This is a genomic window from Synechococcus sp. SynAce01, assembly GCF_001885215.1.
GTDB lineage: Bacteria > Cyanobacteriota > Cyanobacteriia > PCC-6307 > Cyanobiaceae > Regnicoccus > Regnicoccus frigidus.
The window spans coordinates 956,564-972,782 of sequence record NZ_CP018091.1; the positions used below are offsets into that span (position 1 = coordinate 956,564).

Here is a 16,219-nt window from a genome sequence, read left to right on the forward strand (position 1 = left end):
GCAACCCAATGAACCAACCAAGCGCCATGACTCTGCACGGAGTGGGCCTGGGCCTGCGCTCCCAGCACTATGCCCCCATCCTCAGCACAACCCCAGCCATCCCCTGGTTCGAGGCCCTCTCGGACAACTATCTCGGCGGCGGCCTGCCGTTGTGGCATCTCACCGCCATCCGGGAGCGCTATCCCCTCACCCTGCATGGGGTCGGCCTGTCGATTGGCTCCGCCGATGCGCTCAACTGGGCCTACCTGCATCGTTTGAAAGCCCTGGCCGATCGGATTGAGCCCGTCTACGTGTCCGACCACCTGGCCTGGGTGTCAAGCGGCGGCCACTACTTCAACGATCTCGCCCCGCTGCCCTACACCGATTCCGTTCTCACTTATGTTGCCGATCGAATCCAGCAGGTGCAGGAATTTCTGGGCCGGCGCATCCTGATCGAAAACCTGTCGCCCTATCTGCAGTTTGCTGGCAACGACCTCAGCGAATGGCAATTTCTCGCCGCATTGGCCGAAAAGGCTGACTGTGATCTGCTGCTCGATGTCAACAATATCTATGTCAATGCCATGAATCACGGCTTTGATCCCATGGAGTATCTGGCGGCGATCTCGATTGATCGCGTCAAAGAGATACACCTGGCCGGCTATGAGCAGCAGGGATCCTTTCTCTTCGATACCCATGGAAAGCCGGTGCAGCCTGGTGTGTGGGCGTTATACGAGCGGGCCCTGGAACGCTTTGGCCCGGTGCCCACCCTGATCGAATGGGACACCGACATCCCCAGCTTTGACGTGCTCCAGGCCGAAGCCCACAAAGCCGAGCAATGCCGATGCCAACGCCAGCTCCCAACGACCTGATCCGCCTGCAACGGCTGTTCCATGGGGCGATCAGCCCTGGCGGTGATCCGGCCTGCCTGGAAGCCCTGGAGCCGCAGCTGCATTGCTCCGGCAGCCTCAGCGTGCGGCAGGGGATTGCGGCCTACAAGGGCAGCGTGAAAGGCAAGCTCATCCGTTGCCTGGAGGAGATCTATCCCGTCTGTCACCGTTTGGTGGGCGCGGCCTTCTTCGGCGGCCTGGCCGAGACGTACGTAATGCAGAACGCGTCAACCTCGCCCGATCTGGGGGACTATGGCGGTGATCTGCCGGTCTTCCTTCAGACCTTTCCGCCTGCAAACCCATTGCCCTATCTCGCCGATGTGGCGCAACTGGAGTGGCACTGGCACCGGGCCTTCAACGCTGCAGATGAGGGCGGCATCGACCTGACGGCCCTAGCCCAGGTGGCGCCTGGGCAATGGGAGCGGTTGGTGTTCCAACTGCCTCAATCCAGTGTGCTGATGCAATCCGACTTCCCTGTGCATCGGATCTGGCAGGCCAATCAGGCCGACGCCACGGATTCAGAGACCATTGACCTCGATGAGGGGAGTGTGAATCTCTTCATCTGGAGAGATGGGGTTGAAACCCGGATTGACCTGCCGAACCCTGACGAATGGCGGCTGCTGGAGGGCTTTGCCGCCAGAACGGCCTTTGGCCAGCTCTGCAGCGAGCTCGATCAGGGGGCGATCCCTGTGGAGCCCGCCGTGTTGCTGCCGGTCTTTGTGCAGCGCGGCTGGGTGCGCTCGTTTGTGCTGGGCAACGCCATGCCTCAGGCCGCCAGCCGTTTGACGTAGTCCTCCAGCCGGCCGGCATTGATCCAGCCGGTGGCGATGGTTTTGCTGTGTTCCTCGCTTACCCGACCCCGGTGGATGTGCGACACCCCGGCAGGGAAAATCGCCAGCTTGCCCCGCTCCGCTTCCTCGTGGTGTCCCTGCCAATGGAACTCGGTGCCCCCCTCGGGCAGGGAGTTGCAGTAGAGAATCCAGGCCAGGACGCGGGCGTGGGGTTCGGTGGCTTCATCGCTGAGGGTCCAGTCGCAGTGCCACTGGCGAAAGCCTTCCCTAGGGGCATAGCGCTGCAGGTTGAAGATCGGGTTCACGAACAGGCTCTGCTCGGGGCAGCACTGGCGCAGCAGCGGCCTCTCCTTGAGGTATTGGCTGAGGCCGGCGTTCACGCCGCGCAGGATCACCTCGGCTAAGGCGAAGGCCTCTGGATCGCTGCGGTCGATCTCCACCAGGCTGATGTCAGTGGACACCTTCGCGGGAAGGCTGGCTGACTCAGCTTCGGGACCAACCTCAGGGCCGAAGGCCACACCTGGGCGCTGCAGGTCGCTGCGGTGATCAAAAAAGGCCATCACCCCATCGGCCAGGGCCGTGAAGCCGTTGTTTTGATACGTGGCAATCAGGTTCATGGATCGTCTCGCCAGGGCACAGCCACCAGGGCCTCCAGCTTCTGCCAGCGGCCGCGTTCACTCACCCGGCCCTCCAGACCGGCGGCGGCCAGGGCTGCCGCCACCCGCTCGAGATCAAGGGGCTGGCCGTCGCCCGCTTCGGACGCCAGTGGCAGCACCAGCACCTGGGGGTCGGCAGGGTCGGCCAGCAGCTTCAGGCCGAGGCCGTCGAGCTCACGCTCAAAGAACAGCCGCCGCATCCGACCCGCCAACGCAGGCCCCAGGGCGGCGGCGAAGCTTTCGAGGCCGCTGCGATCGCCGCTGCCGCCGCTGTTGAGGGCCAGCCAGATCATCAGCTTGGCCCAGCTCTCGGTGGTCCACAGGGGAGCGAAGCTGCCCCGGTGCTGGCGCACCAGCTCGGCAATGGCGAATTCGAACAGACCGGCCTGGAGGCTGGCGGCGGCGGGAACCGGCGGTGCAGGGGACATCAGCTCAACCAAGCATTTCGGATGAAGCGAGACTGACCCACCCATCGGGGGCCAAACTGTGAGGGCTTGAACCTGACAGACCCATGGGCCTCGACCTCAACGATCCCGAACTGGAGTTCGCAGACCTGGTCTACGCCTACCAGAGCTGGGTCATGGCAGTGATCAATGACGAGAAGCTTGGCGGGGAGGAGAAACTGCTCACCGACGACATCGCCGAGGACGCCCTCAACGCCATGCGCTTCCTGCCCGGCGAAGTCACTTCCGCGATCGAAACCAGCCTCGCCCGGGTCTACGACGTCGATGCCGACGAACTCGCCGACCTGCTGTTCCCTGAAGAATGAGCCGCAAGGGCTGAACGCCGAGCACGACCCATCCACGCCGATGGCCGCTTCCCAGCCTGATTCGCAGGCCACCGGCACCTATGTGCTCGGCACCGACGCCGCCGAACAGCAGCGCCTGAGCCAGCAGCACGCGCTCTGGCTTTCCTCCGCCCAGGAAGCCTGGGGCAGGGCCGGTCTGGCGGCAGGTGAACGGGTGCTTGATCTGGGGGCAGGTCCGGGATTCGTCAGCCTGGAGCTCGCCCGCCAGGTGGGAGCCGGCGGCCGGGTTCTGGCCCTGGAGCTCAGCCCCTCCTACGGGGAGGCCGCCCGACGGGCGGCGGCCGAAGCGGGCCTGGCCCAGCTGGAAGTCCGCCGCCATGACCTCTGCTCTGATCCACTGCCGCAGGAGGGCTTCGACCTTGTCTGGTGCCGCTGGGTGGCGATGTTTCTGCCGTCGCTTGAGCCCCTGCTCGACCAGCTCGCCGCCACCTTGAAACCGGGGGCACGGGTGTTGTTTCACGAATACGTGCACTGGAGCACCTTCGGGCTCCACCCCGATGGCGACGCGGTCCGCCGTTTCGGTGCCGCCGCCCTGGCCAGTTTTCGTGCCGCCGGCGGCGATCCCGATGTGAACCGCCGGCTGCCGTCGCTGCTGGCGGCGCGGGGGTTCCGCATTGATGCCCTGCGGCCATTGCCGCTCCTGGGGAGCCCTGGGGATGCTGGGGATGCCGTGGCGAACTGGCTGGAGAGCTTCGTGGATGTCTATGGCCAGCAGCTGATCCGCCAGGGGTTCTGGACGCCAACCGCCGCCGCTGCCGCCAGCGCCGAGATCGCCGCGGCCAGCCAGGATCCCGGGGCTTACTGGATGGGGCCCACGGTGATGGAACTTCAGGCGACACGATGAAGGCCCTGACCTGTTAGCGCGCCACAAGCCGATGCCCTGGACCACCGCCGACATCCCCGATCAGACCGGCCGGATCGCCCTGATCACTGGAGCCAACAGCGGGCTCGGGTTTGAATCGGCCCGGGCCCTGGCCGGCCATGGCGCCACCGTGGTGCTGGCCTGCCGCTCCCGCCGCAAGGGGGAGGCGGCCCGTGATGAGCTGCTGCCAGCCGCCACCGGCGGGCTGGAGGTGTTGATGCTCGATTTAGCCGACTTGGCCAGCGTGCGTGCCGGGGCCCGTTGGCTGGCCGAGCAATACGGTCGCCTCGACCTGCTGATCAACAACGCTGGTGTGATGGGCACGCCGCGGCAGCTCACCCACGATGGCTTCGAGCTGCAATTCGGCACCAACCACCTGGGCCACTTCGCCCTCACCACGGCCCTGTTGCCGCTGCTGGCCGAGCGGCCCGGAGCCCGGGTGGTCACGGTCACCTCAGGCGCCCAGTTCTTCGGTCGCCTCCCCTTCGATGACCTGATGGGCGAAAGCCACTACGACCGTTGGGCGGCCTACAGCCAGAGCAAGCTGGCCAACGTGATGTTCGCCCTCGAACTGCAGGAGCGGCTGCAGGCAGCCGGCAGCCCGGCGATCTCCCTGGCCGCCCACCCCGGCCTGGCCCGCACCAACCTGCAGCCGGCGTCAGTGGCCGCCAACGGCTCGAAGCTGGAGGGCCTGGCCTACCGGCTGATGGATCCCCTCTTCCAGAGCGCGGCGATGGGCGCCCTGCCCCAGCTCCATGCCGCCACAGCAGCGGAGGCCAAGGGCGGCGAGCACTTCGGCCCCGACCAACTGGGGGGAATGCGCGGCTGGCCGCGGGCCTGCCGGGTGGCACCAAAGGCCCTGAACGCAGAGACCCGCCGCCAGCTCTGGGAGGTCAGCGAAGCGCTCACGGCTGTTGGTTGAGCAAGGGAGATGAACATGCCGAGGATCACCTTTGCAGAAAGCAAGCGGGCTGAGCCCTGTTGATCCATCAAGGGCTAACGCCTTGGCTGGCAATGGCTCACTGGAGAAGGGTTGGTTATCGGTTCAGGATTCGGATTGATAGCCATGCTTGGCCGTGGGCTGGGGTGCTGATCTCCAGCCGCTGATGCTTGCGCTCCCAGCGCATCGGGCGGAACCGCGGACCATGACAGCCAGCGCTCAGCCACCCTTCCGACGGGATCAGGGGAACAGGTCGTGATGGCCGGCTCCTGTCTTTTGGAGTCAGACATCGATGGACTGGCCACACGGTTCCGGATTGCTGTCGCGCTCCTCAGACCTGCCCAGAGAAGAGAGCAGAAGCAGGCTTGCCACAGCGGCGGCTCCGCTAGCGGCCCCTGCATTCAACCAAGCCTGTGAAGGGGTGGTCGCTTGGCGCCGTGTCGCCATCGGATACCGCCATACAAAATTCAGCCCGATAGATGTAGTATGAGAATCGTTCTCAGGCCGATGATCGCGATCTCATGGTCCCTGTGCCCGTCACCGTGCTCACCGGCTTTCTCGGTGCCGGCAAGACCACGCTCCTCAACCACATTCTCAGCAACCAGAAGGGTGTGCGCAGTGCTGTATTAGTCAATGAATTCGGCGAGGTTGGCATCGACAACGAACTGGTGGTGACCACCAGCGACAACATGGTGGAGCTCAGTAACGGCTGCATTTGTTGTTCAATCAACGGTGAGCTGCAAGAGGCGGTTCAGCGCGTTCTGGAGCGCCCTGATCCGCCGGATTTCATCGTGGTGGAGACCACCGGATTGGCCGATCCGCTACCGGTGGCCCTCACCTTCATGGCTGGTGAGTTTCGCGATTTGCTCCGTTTGGATTCGATCATCACCTTGATCGATGCCGAGCATTTTGATGGCGCTTTTGTTGAGAAGAGCCCGATTGCCAGGGCTCAAGTTGTGTACGGCGACATCCTTGTACTCAACAAATGTGACCTTGTCGATGCCGAACGGCTAGTGGCCGTGGAGGCTCGCCTGAGGGAGATCAAGCCCGATGCCCGCATCCTGCATGCCAGCCATGGCGATGTGCCCCTGTCAATGCTGCTGAGTGTGGGCCTGTTCGAAACGGATCTATTGGTGGCGCTCCAAGACCAGGAAGCGCTCAGAAAGGATCACGACCACCACGTCCATCACGGCCAAGATCACCAACACAACCACCATCAATCGCACGACCATGTGCACAACCACGCAGACGCCCACACGCCTGAGCTGGAGGGATTCCGTTCAGTGTCTCTAGCGGCAGATGCTCCCTTTGATCTACGCCGCTTTCAACACTTTCTCGACAAGCAGCTGCCGGCCAACGTGTTTCGAGCCAAGGGGGTGCTCTGGTTTCGCGAGAGCAACCGCCGCCACCTGTTTCACCTCTGCGGCAAACGCTTCACGATTGATGATTCCGACTGGCCGCAAGGCAGCCCTCGGCACACCAAGGTGGTAGCGATCGGCAAAGACATTGATCAGGCCGGCCTAAAGGCGCAGCTCGAGGCCTGTTTGGCAGAACGATGAGCCAGATCCTGCTGATCTCCGGACCTCCAGGCTGTGGCAAGACGGCCTGGATCCTGAAACATTTTCAGGCCCACCTTGGGCCTTGCGGCTACCTCCGCCTTCCCGGATTTGCGGATGAAGGCCTGCAACACGCTGAGGATGGCGGCCTCGACCAGGCCTTTCTGTGCGATCAATGCCCGGAACTGATGGATCTCGCTGACCAAGACGTCAGCCTGGCTTCACACGCCACCAATCTGCTGGCCTGCCTTGAGATACCACAGTTTCACCACCCAGCGGAGAGCGGATTGGCCGGGATCGATCGACGCCTGATCCCCCAGCTGGCGGCCCTGCAGCTGATGCCTCAGTGTCATCTGCATTTTGGCCGTGATAACGAATTGCCCCAGCAGGACACCCTCGAATTCAGCGCTCTTGAGCACCACAGCCTGCCGCTCAATGGTGCGGTGTGGGATCCAGACAGTCTGAGCAGCTTCTGGTTTGAGCTGGTGAATGGAGCCTACGGCGATATTTTCCGCGCCAAGGCCCATGTCAACCTGCCTGACGGCCGCGGCTTCCTGTTCAACTGGATCGTGAGCCAGGAGGGGTCCCAATTTCTACCCTTGCTGGAGCTGGAATCACCACATGGACGTCCAACGCGGTTGTCGCGATTGGTCGTGCAAGGGAAGCAACTTCAGCTGAACCAGATACAAAACACGATCAACGACTGCCTGCTCAGCGACGCGGCTCTGGAGCTGCAGCAGGGGCCCTTGCGCCAACAGCAACAACTGCCGACCCCATCGCCTTGACACCCATGGCTATCGCCGTTCTCTCCTGCTTGCACGCCAACCTGGCCGCCGTGGAGGCGGTGTTGGCCGACATTGATCAGTTGGGTCTTGACACCATCATCTGCCTGGGTGATCTGGTTGGCTATGGCCCCCAACCCAATGAGGTGGTGGAGCTGGTACGTGAGCGGGGCATTCCCAGCTGCCAGGGCTGCTGGGATGAGGACATCATCGAGGGGCTCGATGCCTGCGATTGCAGCTATCCCTCCCAACTGGCCGAACGACGTGGGCAGCTGGCACACCATTGGACAGCGTCCCAGCTCAAGGCTGAAAACCGAGACTTTCTGGCAGGCCTTCCTTTTTCGCTACGCCGTGGGCGCCTGTTGTTTGTGCATGGCAGCCCCAACAGTCAGCACGAATATCTCCTGCCTGACATGAATGCTTTCACGGCCCTGGAGCGAGTCGATTCTGCGGAGGCCGACACCTTGCTCTGTGGCCACACCCATCGCCCCTATGTGCGCAGGTTGAACCATGGCTCCATCCGGGTGCGGGTTCAGAAACCTGCTGGCGCCGCAACCTCAAGTTCCAATCTCGCGAGCAGCGAGCATCAGCTCGATCTACCGCTTCGCCGCCTCATCAATGCGGGGTCGGTAGGCGAACCACGGCACGGCAGCACCAAGGCCACGTACATCACTGTCGACGAAGACCATGACGCGGTAGAGATCCGTGAAGTGAGCTACGACGTGGAGCGCACCTGCCAGGCCATCCTGAATGCGGGACTTCCGCCCATCTTCTCTTGGCGGCTTCGCCATGGATTCGAGTACGCCGAGCGGGCCGACGACGCTGCTCACGTTTGTGAGCGTTGATGGCGATGTGGGCACTTTTGAGTGGACTGCGCGGAAACCTGAAGGCCTATGAGGCCGTGCTCAGGGATCTTCGGCGTGAGCGAGTGAGCACTCTGTTCATTCTGGGCGATCTGGTGGGCCCTGACCCAAGCTGTCATGCCCTGCTGGAACGACTCCGGAACCCACGACGGGGGGAGTTGCAACCCCAGTGTGTCGTCGGCTGGTGGGATGAACAGCTCCTGGCGGAGTGGGGATACCGCGGGCGCAGCCGCGCCGATGGGTTGCGGGCGGCGCAAGGGGAGGCTGCCGTGGAATCACTGCTGAACGCGGTGGATCAAGCCGATATGGCCTGGCTGGCCAACCTGCCATTCGGCTTTAGGGAGCTTGACTGCGCCCTCCTGCACGGAAGCTCCGCCGATGTGAGCGACAGCCTCTCCAGCGACAGCTCACCACTGTTACTGCTCGATCGCCTCACACGGATGGATGTCAATCGACTGTTCACCGGCCGAAGCGGGGAGCAATTCTGTGTGGAGCTCAGCGGCGGCCTCGATTCCAACCTCCAGCACCTCGCTGGCGTGGAGGAGCATCACCAATCCGTACCGGCCCGCAAGGTGATCGGCGTGGGCTGCGTGAACCCGGGCCCAACGGCAGGGCCCAGCACTTACTGCCTCTACAATCCCGGATCCGATCAGGTCTTTTTCCAGCAGGTCGTCGCTCAGCGAGGTTTTGCATGAGCAGAGCCTTTGCTGGAGAGGTTGAACGGCTACGTCTCAATCTGGCGGGGCACCAGCTCACCGTCGTGCTGGAGCGCCGCGGACCAGCAGCCGCACCCCTTTGGCTGCTCCTACCTGCCCTGAGCACGGTTTCGAGCCGAAGCGAATGGCTGGCGTTTGTAGAGGCGGTCGGGGATCAACGCCAGCTGGTGAGCTTTGACTGGCTCGGTTTCGGTGAGAGTGATCGGCCGCCGATGGACTACGACGCATCGCTGCAGCGCTTCGTGCTCCAAGGCGTGTTGGACCATCTCGCTAGCCACCACTCCCAACCGGTCACGGTGGTTGCTGCCGGACACAGTGCCAGCCTGGCCCTCTCCCTGGCGGCGGAGTGCTCGAATCAGTGGCAAGGACTCATAGCGGTTGCACCGACCTGGCGCGGCCCCCTGCCCACCATGACTGGCTGGTCACCCCAGAGCTTTGGCTGGTTGCGACAGCTGCTGGCAGCGCCCTTGATCGGACCAGCGCTCTACTGGCTCAATACCAGCCGACCCGTGCTGCAGGTGATGCTGCGACGCCACGTGTGGATGAATCCTGCGCTGCTGACGCAGGCGCGAATATTTGAGCAGCAGAGCATCGCCCGTCAACCCGGTGCGCGCTACGCGAGTGCTGCGTTTGTCAGCGGTGGACTGGATGCCGCCACACATGGCAGGTGGTGGCGGCAACAGGCGACGTTGCTGAAGTGCCCTCTTCATGTCGTGCTGAGGTGGTCTGGCTTTTCTGGACAGGCCCCATCGTTAACCTCTGAGGCGGGGCACTGCCCTTGAAAAGGGGCTCCCAGCCATGAGCAAACGCCGTACCCACAGCCCAGAGTTCAAGGCCAGAGTCGCCATGGAGGCGATCAGTGGCCGCAAGACGCTCCAGGAGATTGCCGCTGATCACGCGATCCACCCGATCCAGGTGAGCCAGTGGAAGAAGCAGATGCTGGAGGGCGCCAGCGATCTGTTCACCCGAGGCAAGAAGAGCAACGCCAACGAGGAAGTACAGGCCAAGGAGGCGGAGCTGTTCCAGCAGATCGGTCGGCTCCAGATGGAACTGGAGTGGCTTAAAAAAAAGTCTCAGCTGCTGTGATGCCCGTGAACTGCGCAAGCTGGTCGACCACGATCACCCTGAGATCAGCATCACCCGGCAGTGTGAGCTGCTGGGGCTGCCACGATCCACGCTCTACTACCGGCCCACACCGGTGCGTGAATCGACGCTGCGGATCATGGCCAGGATCGATGCGCTGTATTTGGAGGATCCCTGCAGCGGCAGCCGCCGGATGGTGGACTACCTGGCCAGAGAAGGGATCCCGATCAGCCGTGACCGTGTCCGAAACCTCATGCGCCGCATGGGTTTACGGGCCATCTACCAGAAGCCACGCACCACAGTGCCAGGTGAGCCATCGGAGCGCTTTCCATGCCTGGTGGACCTCAAGGAGGTCACGGAAGTGGATCAGGTTTGGGCAACGGATATCACCTATATCCCATTGCGGAAGGGCTTCTCTACCTGGTGGCCGTTGTGGATCTGTTCTCCGGCACGTGCTCAGCTGGAAACTTTCCAACAGCCTTGACATGGAATTCTGCCTGGAGGCCTTGGAATTGCTCTTACCGTTGGGCGAAAGCCACAGATCTTCCACTCCGATCAGGGGTGTCAGTTCACCTCCGGTGACTTCGTGGCAAGGCTCAAGACAGAGGAGATCAAGATCAGCTGGTCTGGTAGAGGGCGCTGCTACGACAACATCCTGGTGGAGAGACTATGGAGGACAGTCAAATATGAGGAGGTGTACCTGCGCGCCTACAGCGATGGCTGGGAAGCTGAAATCAGCTTGTCCCGATTCCTATGGAGGTACTGCCATGTAAGACCCCATAGCTCATTGGGTAGCAAAACTCCCAATGAGGTCTACAATCAAATTGAACCCTGTCCCTCCCGCCCGAGGTTAACGATGTCAGGGGCCAGATCTGTCCAATAAAAGCCATCCACCTCATGCTGGCTGACGAAGCACCTCCCCGCTCACGACTCCAGATGCAGGCCTTGGCACAAGACGCCGATCAAGTCACGGTCATCGCCGGGCGCTTGGGCTTGCATCAGGAGTTCGGCGGTCTGCTGGCCCAACAACTGCTGGAGACCACGGGCGGAACTGGCTGATCAAAAGCGCCAGCAGGAAGCCGGCGAACTGCACGATCACCACACAGGGGCCAGAGGGCAGGTTGGTGATCCCCGAGCTGAGCAGGCCGATGACGGCGCAGCCTCCACCCAGCACAGCCGATGTGGTCACATAGATCGAAAATCTACGGCTCAACAACCGGCCGGCACACGCGGGAATCACCACGAAGGCACTGATCAGCAGCACACCCACCGCCTTAATTGACACGGCCACCACGACCGCCAACAGCACGATGAAGGAGAGGCGGTGGACAAGGCCTTGGACGCCGAAGGCTCCTGCCAGATCGCCATTGAGGGTCAGCAACACCTGAGCTCGCAGGCTCAGGGCCAAATACACCAGAGCACCAAGTAACAACGCCCCGATCACCCCCAGATCCAACCAGCTGATGCCGAGGATGTCACCGAAAAGAAGCTGCTGGATTCCACCCCGGTAGGACTTCACCAGGCTCAGCGCCACCACCGCAAAGGCCAAGGAAGTGGAATAGACGATGTTGAGCAAGGCATCGGTGGGCAGGCGGCTGCGCTCCACCAGCAGGTTCACCAGCAGGGCAAATCCCACCGCAAAGGGGATCAGCACCAAGGTGGGGTTGAGGCCCAGGAGGATCCCCAAACTGATGCCCAGGAGGGCCGAGTGGCCAAGCGCATCACTGAAAAAAGACAGCTGACGCAACACGGCAAAGCTGCCTAATAAGCCTCCGAGTGCGCCTGTGAGCAGACCGCCGATCAGGGCCCGCTGCATGAACGGCTGCGCCAGAACAGTACCCAGGGCTCCCACCTCAATCATGAAGGCTGCCGCTGCGCTCGTGATGATGCCGGTAGGGCACCATGTTGGGTCCGTAAAGCTCGCTCAGACGCGACGGACTGAGGGCATGGTCTGGCGACCCACTGCAACACAGCCGTCGGTTCAGACACAGAACCTGATTGCAGCTGCGTCGCACCATGTCCAGATCGTGGGACACATGCAAGACAGTCCAGCCCTCCTGACGACGAAGCTCCAGCAACAGCAGCTGGAACTGTGCCGCGGAGGGTGCATCCAAGCCGGCCTCAGCCTCATCGAGCACCAGCAACCGACGAGGCCGCACCACACAGAAGGACAGCAGCACCCGCTTGAGTTGCCCTCCGGACAGCTCGCTGAGCAACCGATCTCCCAGATCGCCGCAGCCAGTACGCACCAGGGAGCGGCGCACCGCCTGGCGCCGACGTTCGCCACCACGCCAAGGCAGCGTTGGACCCGGCGGATCAAACCCAAAACCCACGAACTCCGCCACCGAGAGCGGAAACTGCCCTTGCAAGCTGAGGGCCTGGGGCACGTAGGCGATCTGAGCGCGCACGGAACGGGGCAGCTGGCCCAGCGGGCCAAGCCGCTGGCCGAGGATCTGCACCGTGCCTCCCTGGTGGGGCAGCAGACCGAGCAGGGCTGCCACCAAAGTGCTCTTACCAGCGCCGTTGGGCCCCACCAGTGCGGTATCGCTTTCGCTGGGCAACTCAAAGGACACCCCATCAACGGCCAGCATCCCGTCGCGCCTCACGGTGAGGCCTTCAACCCGTAGCACCGGCTCAGCCTTCAAGGTTCAGCCACCGAAAGCCGAGAGCAAATCGGCCCCATTGCGGCGCATCACGGTGAAGTAGGTACCCGGGTCCCGCGATGCTTCCTCACTGCCGGTTTCCAGGGGGTCAAACACGCTGATCTTCACTCCAAGATCCCTGGCCAGCGCGTTGAAGGAGCGGTTCCCCTCCTGGGGTTCAGTGAGCAGGGCCCGCAACTGGGTGCGCTCCACGATCTCGCTCACCCGCTGCAGATCGGCGGGGGTGGGATTCATCTCGGGCACGTCCACCAAGTACTCCGCCTTAAGGCCGAAGCGCTCGGCGAAGTAGGGGGCGAAATCGTGGAAGGCCACGAAGGTCTTGCCCTGGAAGGGCTTGAGCTGGCCTGCTAACTCAGTGTTGAGACTTCTGAGCTGGGTGGTGTAGGCCTCCGCATTGCGGCGATAGCCCTCAGAACAGCTCGGATCGGCCTTCGTCAGCCCGTCCCGAATGTTTTCCACCTGCTGCACCGCCCGCAGCGGATCAAGCCAGATGTGGGGATTCACCTCGCCGTGGGCATGGCCGTGGGCTTGATCGTTCTCCTGGCTGTGGCCCTGCTCCTGCGGCGAATCAATTGTGGCCACCCCGCGGCTGGAGTCGATCACCACCAGCTGGCTGTTACCGACTGAGCTCACAAGCTTGTCGAGGAAGGCCTCCATATCCAGACCGTTCTTCACAAGCACGCGAGCCTCGCGTAGCGCTGCCAGATCACCCGGCTTGGCCTGGAAGTCGTGGGGGCCCGTGTTAGGCGGAATCAGGGCAGTGACTTCAGCGCAATCACCAGCCACCGCCTTCGTGAACAGGGTGATCGGCAGGAAGGTGGTCATCACCTTGAAGCCCTTGCCACCGGAACTGGCGTCATTGGCCTGTTGCGGGGCTCCGCAGGACACCAGGACAAGAGCCAGTCCCAACAGCCCCGTACGTCGCAGAGAGGAAAAGAGAACGCTCATCAAGATTCAGGGAGAAAAAAGGAAAACCCAGCAACAGGAGGCATCGCAACGAACGCCGCAACAACCAGAACCAAAACCAGAATGAGAATCGTTCCCATAGTAGCGGAGTCCACCTTCCCCGCATGAGCGGGTCCCGCTATTCAGGCGTCAGGCACCTCACTGGAGGTGAGCGGCCACATCACCCAAGCTCCCTCGTCTCCGCCAGCGGCGAGGGCCTGACCGTCAGAGCGCCAGACCACACGGCTTAGCCCCTGACCATCCAGGTCGAGCACTTGGAGCAGCGATCCGGCTTCCGTCCACAGCGCTGCTGTGCCATCGCGCGAAGCCGTCACGATCGGCACCTGAGCTGTGCCAAAAGCCAGTGCCGTGATCCGATCCTGATGCCAGGGGAGCAGCACGGCGTTCCAGGACTCGAGGTCGTCTTCTGGGCCGGACCACAGGACCGCGGCCTCCGCCGCAGCGACCAGTAGTCCCTGCTGCCCGCTGGGTAACCGCGCCAAATCAATGGCATGAATCTTTCCCAGTAAGTCACCGACGCCGAGCAAGGGTCGCTGCAGATCCCGCCAAAGCACCACGCGCCGGTCTATCAAGCCCGCCACTAGCCAAGGTGGATCGACGCCCCACACCAGTTGCAACACCGCCGAGCCCGTTTCCAGCTGTAGGGGCCCTGCAACTTGCGCTGAGGCCAGCGGCAGGGCCCAGATACACACCCCCTGCCCCGTGCCCGCAGCCAGCTGATCACCCAATGGACTCCAGCTCAGGGCCATGACGGCAGAGCCTGGACTGCGCAGCGGCGGCAGCCAGGCCTGATCGTCGCGGTTCCAGATCCAGATCTCTGCGCCCCGCGCCACTGCCAGCAGCGCACCACCCGGCTGCCAGGCCAGTTGATCGATCCAGCCCCCCACCGGAGGCACCGACATCCGTTGGGGCAGATCACCATCCAGGCGCCAGAGCGAAACAACCCCGCCCTCTCCGGCAGCCGCCAGCCAGTTGCCACAGCTGGAGAATCCCATGGCGTCAAAGCCCCGACTGTCTGCATCGTTGGCGTCGCGAAGGGGCCAATCCACGCCGGCCTGAAAGTCCACCAGGATCAGCTCTCCTTCGGCGCTGGCAATCCCGAGCTGGGCTGCATGGGGCGCCCAGGCCAATCCGGTGATGCAGCCCTGAACCCTGCCGCGCAGTCGCTGCGTCACTGGACCTTGGGCCATCGGCGAGCCAGTAGGTGAGCGTTCAACCATCACCGGTGGACCACTCCAGAAGCAACCCCACTGAGAGCAGCCAGGCCTGGTGGCGCAGCAGCCCACCCTGCATCTGCTCGAAGCATGCTTGCTCCTCCGCTGGGGGCTCGTGCTCTCAGGGGTGCTGCCCGGAAGATTCCTGCGCGCCCGAGGTCATCGGCAGACGCCAGAGCCTTGGGGCAAAGGGCAGCAGCATGGGCTCCACATGAATAAATGAGAATCGTTCTCACAGAATCGATTGCATGTCTGGTTCGGTCTGGCGGCGGGCATAGCGGCGCGTTCCTGCCAGAGGGAGGGCCCCACGGCCATCGTGTGAGGCGGAGTTCAGCCGCCATCAGGTTGTCAGCGAAAACCCTTTCCACTGGTTGGCGCTCTGCCTGCGCTGCCTTGGGGAATGTTCATCGGCCAAAGCCACCAGCGGCCCTGATCCCCGCCGGCGGCCAAGTGCCGCCCGTCGGGCCGCCAGGCAAGGGCATTGAACCCCTGGCCCTCGCCCTCCAGGGGCTGGCGCAGGCGCCCGCGGCCATCCCAGAGCCCCACCGTGCCATCGGCCGAGGCACTGGCCAGCAGGGGGCGGCCCGGTGCGAAGGCCAGGGCGGTGACACGTTTCTGATGCCAGATCAGGGGTTCGGGCTTCCAACCCTGTGAGCTTTTGTCCTGTTGTCTCCAGAGAACGACGCTGTCTCCAGAGGCGACGGCCAGCGGTGGTGCGAATCGGCTGGACTGATCACTCCAGGCCAGGGCCCGCACCTTGGCCGGAAAGCCACTGAACTGCCAGGGGCGAACATGGCCGACCGCAGGCCATAACAGCAGCGAACGATCCATTTGGCCGCTGGCCAGCAATCCGCCCATGGGCGAGAAGGCCAAGGCGAGGCCAGCGGAGCCTGTGGGTGCTCGCCAGGGCTCATCAGCCAGCGGCGTTGTTGGACGCCAGATGGCGACTTCCTTATGACAACTAGCAGCCAGCTGCAGCCCGTCAGGGCTCCAACTCAGGGCCTGCACGCTGCCGGGAAGACTGAGCGTGTCAGGGCGCCATTGACGCTTGGCTCCATCCCAGAGGCGCACCTGACGACCAGCGGCGACCGCCAGGAGCAGTCCATCGGGTTGCCACAGCGCCGCATCGAGCCAACCGGCTCCCAAGGGCAATGGCTCAAGGGCCATCGGCCGGATACCACTGCCACCCAGTTCCCAGAGCAGCAGCTCACCGGCCTGACCCACCGCCATCAGGAACTGTCCATCGGCACTGAAGCCAATGGAATCGAGGCTGACATCGCGATCTCCTTGGAGCAGCTCCTCAAAGCCGGCCCTGAAATCCAAGAACAGCAACTCGCCGCCGGCACTGGCGATGGCCAGGAATTCGCCATCCCTCGACCAGCTCAGCGTTGTGATCGCCTGTTGGAGCTCACCGCAGAGCCGCTCGCTCACCAAGGTCGCTGGTGCTGGCATC

At 63.2% G+C, this 16,219-nt stretch carries 20 protein-coding genes; 13 read left to right on the forward strand and 7 right to left on the reverse strand.

What is annotated here, in order from left to right:
* Positions 1–26: 26 nt before the first annotated feature.
* Positions 27–848: a DUF692 domain-containing protein gene (locus BM449_RS05025; protein WP_233831097.1), complete on the forward strand. Its 822-nt coding sequence runs from the start codon at positions 27–29 to the stop codon at positions 846–848.
* Positions 821–1,657, forward strand: a complete 837-nt coding sequence (locus tag BM449_RS05030; protein WP_071801991.1) for a DNA-binding domain-containing protein — start codon at positions 821–823, stop codon at positions 1,655–1,657. Before BM449_RS05025 ends, BM449_RS05030 begins: the two co-directional genes overlap by 28 nt.
* Here the strand turns inward: BM449_RS05030 and BM449_RS05035 are convergent.
* Together BM449_RS05035 and BM449_RS05040 are read right to left on the reverse strand one after the other, a co-directional pair.
* Positions 1,633–2,274, reverse strand: a complete 642-nt coding sequence (locus BM449_RS05035) for a 2OG-Fe(II) oxygenase (protein ID WP_071800333.1) — start codon at positions 2,272–2,274, stop codon at positions 1,633–1,635. The genes BM449_RS05030 and BM449_RS05035 overlap by 25 nt on opposite strands.
* Positions 2,271–2,741, reverse strand: coding sequence for a protein phosphatase (locus BM449_RS05040; RefSeq protein ID WP_071801992.1), 471 nt, complete (start codon positions 2,739–2,741; stop codon positions 2,271–2,273). Before BM449_RS05040 ends, BM449_RS05035 begins: the two co-directional genes overlap by 4 nt.
* Before the next feature lie 83 nt (positions 2,742–2,824).
* On the opposite strand from BM449_RS05040, the gene BM449_RS05045 reads away from it, so the two are divergent.
* From BM449_RS05045 to BM449_RS15355, 11 genes are all read left to right on the forward strand, one after another.
* On the forward strand, positions 2,825–3,082 hold the full coding sequence (locus BM449_RS05045) for a hypothetical protein (RefSeq protein WP_071800334.1): 258 nt from the start codon (positions 2,825–2,827) through the stop codon (positions 3,080–3,082).
* 40 nt (positions 3,083–3,122) lie between these two features.
* Positions 3,123–3,965 carry a methyltransferase domain-containing protein gene (locus tag BM449_RS05050; protein WP_071800335.1) on the forward strand — a complete coding sequence of 281 codons (843 nt, stop codon included), beginning with the start codon at positions 3,123–3,125 and terminating at the stop codon, positions 3,963–3,965.
* Positions 3,966–3,996: 31 nt separating this feature from the next.
* Positions 3,997–4,905 carry an oxidoreductase gene (locus tag BM449_RS05055; protein WP_071800336.1) on the forward strand — a complete coding sequence of 303 codons (909 nt, stop codon included), beginning with the start codon at positions 3,997–3,999 and terminating at the stop codon, positions 4,903–4,905.
* A 539-nt stretch (positions 4,906–5,444) separates the two neighbouring features.
* Entirely contained in the window at positions 5,445–6,482 is a 1,038-nt protein-coding gene (locus tag BM449_RS05060; RefSeq protein WP_071800337.1) for a GTP-binding protein, read from the forward strand.
* Positions 6,479–7,264, forward strand: a complete 786-nt coding sequence (locus BM449_RS05065; RefSeq protein WP_071800338.1) for a GTP-binding protein — start codon at positions 6,479–6,481, stop codon at positions 7,262–7,264. Before BM449_RS05060 ends, BM449_RS05065 begins: the two co-directional genes overlap by 4 nt.
* A 5-nt stretch (positions 7,265–7,269) precedes the next feature.
* Positions 7,270–8,106 (forward strand): metallophosphoesterase family protein, encoded by an 837-nt coding sequence (locus BM449_RS05070; protein ID WP_071800339.1) that lies wholly within the window; start codon positions 7,270–7,272, stop codon positions 8,104–8,106.
* A 5-nt stretch (positions 8,107–8,111) separates the two neighbouring features.
* A complete protein-coding gene (locus BM449_RS05075; protein ID WP_311134032.1) occupies positions 8,112–8,819 on the forward strand; it encodes a phosphoesterase in 708 nt (235 codons plus the stop codon).
* Entirely contained in the window at positions 8,816–9,622 is an 807-nt protein-coding gene (locus tag BM449_RS05080) for an alpha/beta fold hydrolase (protein ID WP_071800341.1), read from the forward strand. The genes BM449_RS05075 and BM449_RS05080 overlap by 4 nt, the downstream gene beginning before the upstream one ends.
* Positions 9,623–9,638: 16 nt before the next feature.
* On the forward strand, positions 9,639–9,926 hold the full coding sequence (locus BM449_RS15345) for a transposase (protein ID WP_071800342.1): 288 nt from the start codon (positions 9,639–9,641) through the stop codon (positions 9,924–9,926).
* 112 nt (positions 9,927–10,038) lie between these two features.
* Positions 10,039–10,407 (forward strand): IS3 family transposase, encoded by a 369-nt coding sequence (locus tag BM449_RS15350; RefSeq protein WP_233831101.1) that lies wholly within the window; start codon positions 10,039–10,041, stop codon positions 10,405–10,407.
* 174 nt (positions 10,408–10,581) lie between these two features.
* Positions 10,582–10,806: a transposase gene (locus BM449_RS15355; protein ID WP_233831253.1), complete on the forward strand. Its 225-nt coding sequence runs from the start codon at positions 10,582–10,584 to the stop codon at positions 10,804–10,806.
* Between the two features lie 90 nt (positions 10,807–10,896).
* Here BM449_RS15355 and BM449_RS05095 read toward each other — a convergent pair whose 3' ends face one another.
* The 5 genes from BM449_RS05095 to BM449_RS05115 form a co-directional block, all read right to left on the reverse strand.
* Complete coding sequence (locus BM449_RS05095) at positions 10,897–11,784, reverse strand: metal ABC transporter permease (protein WP_071800343.1); 888 nt, start codon at positions 11,782–11,784, stop codon at positions 10,897–10,899.
* Positions 11,777–12,514, reverse strand: a complete 738-nt coding sequence (locus BM449_RS05100; protein ID WP_071801993.1) for a metal ABC transporter ATP-binding protein — start codon at positions 12,512–12,514, stop codon at positions 11,777–11,779. Before BM449_RS05100 ends, BM449_RS05095 begins: the two co-directional genes overlap by 8 nt.
* A 57-nt stretch (positions 12,515–12,571) precedes the next feature.
* Positions 12,572–13,495, reverse strand: coding sequence for a zinc ABC transporter substrate-binding protein (locus BM449_RS05105; RefSeq protein WP_233831104.1), 924 nt, complete (start codon positions 13,493–13,495; stop codon positions 12,572–12,574).
* Between the two features lie 179 nt (positions 13,496–13,674).
* Entirely contained in the window at positions 13,675–14,742 is a 1,068-nt protein-coding gene (locus tag BM449_RS05110; protein WP_071800345.1) for a WD40 repeat domain-containing protein, read from the reverse strand.
* 372 nt (positions 14,743–15,114) lie between these two features.
* A complete protein-coding gene (locus BM449_RS05115) occupies positions 15,115–16,218 on the reverse strand; it encodes a hypothetical protein (protein ID WP_083544402.1) in 1,104 nt (367 codons plus the stop codon).
* Position 16,219: the final 1 nt, after the last annotated feature.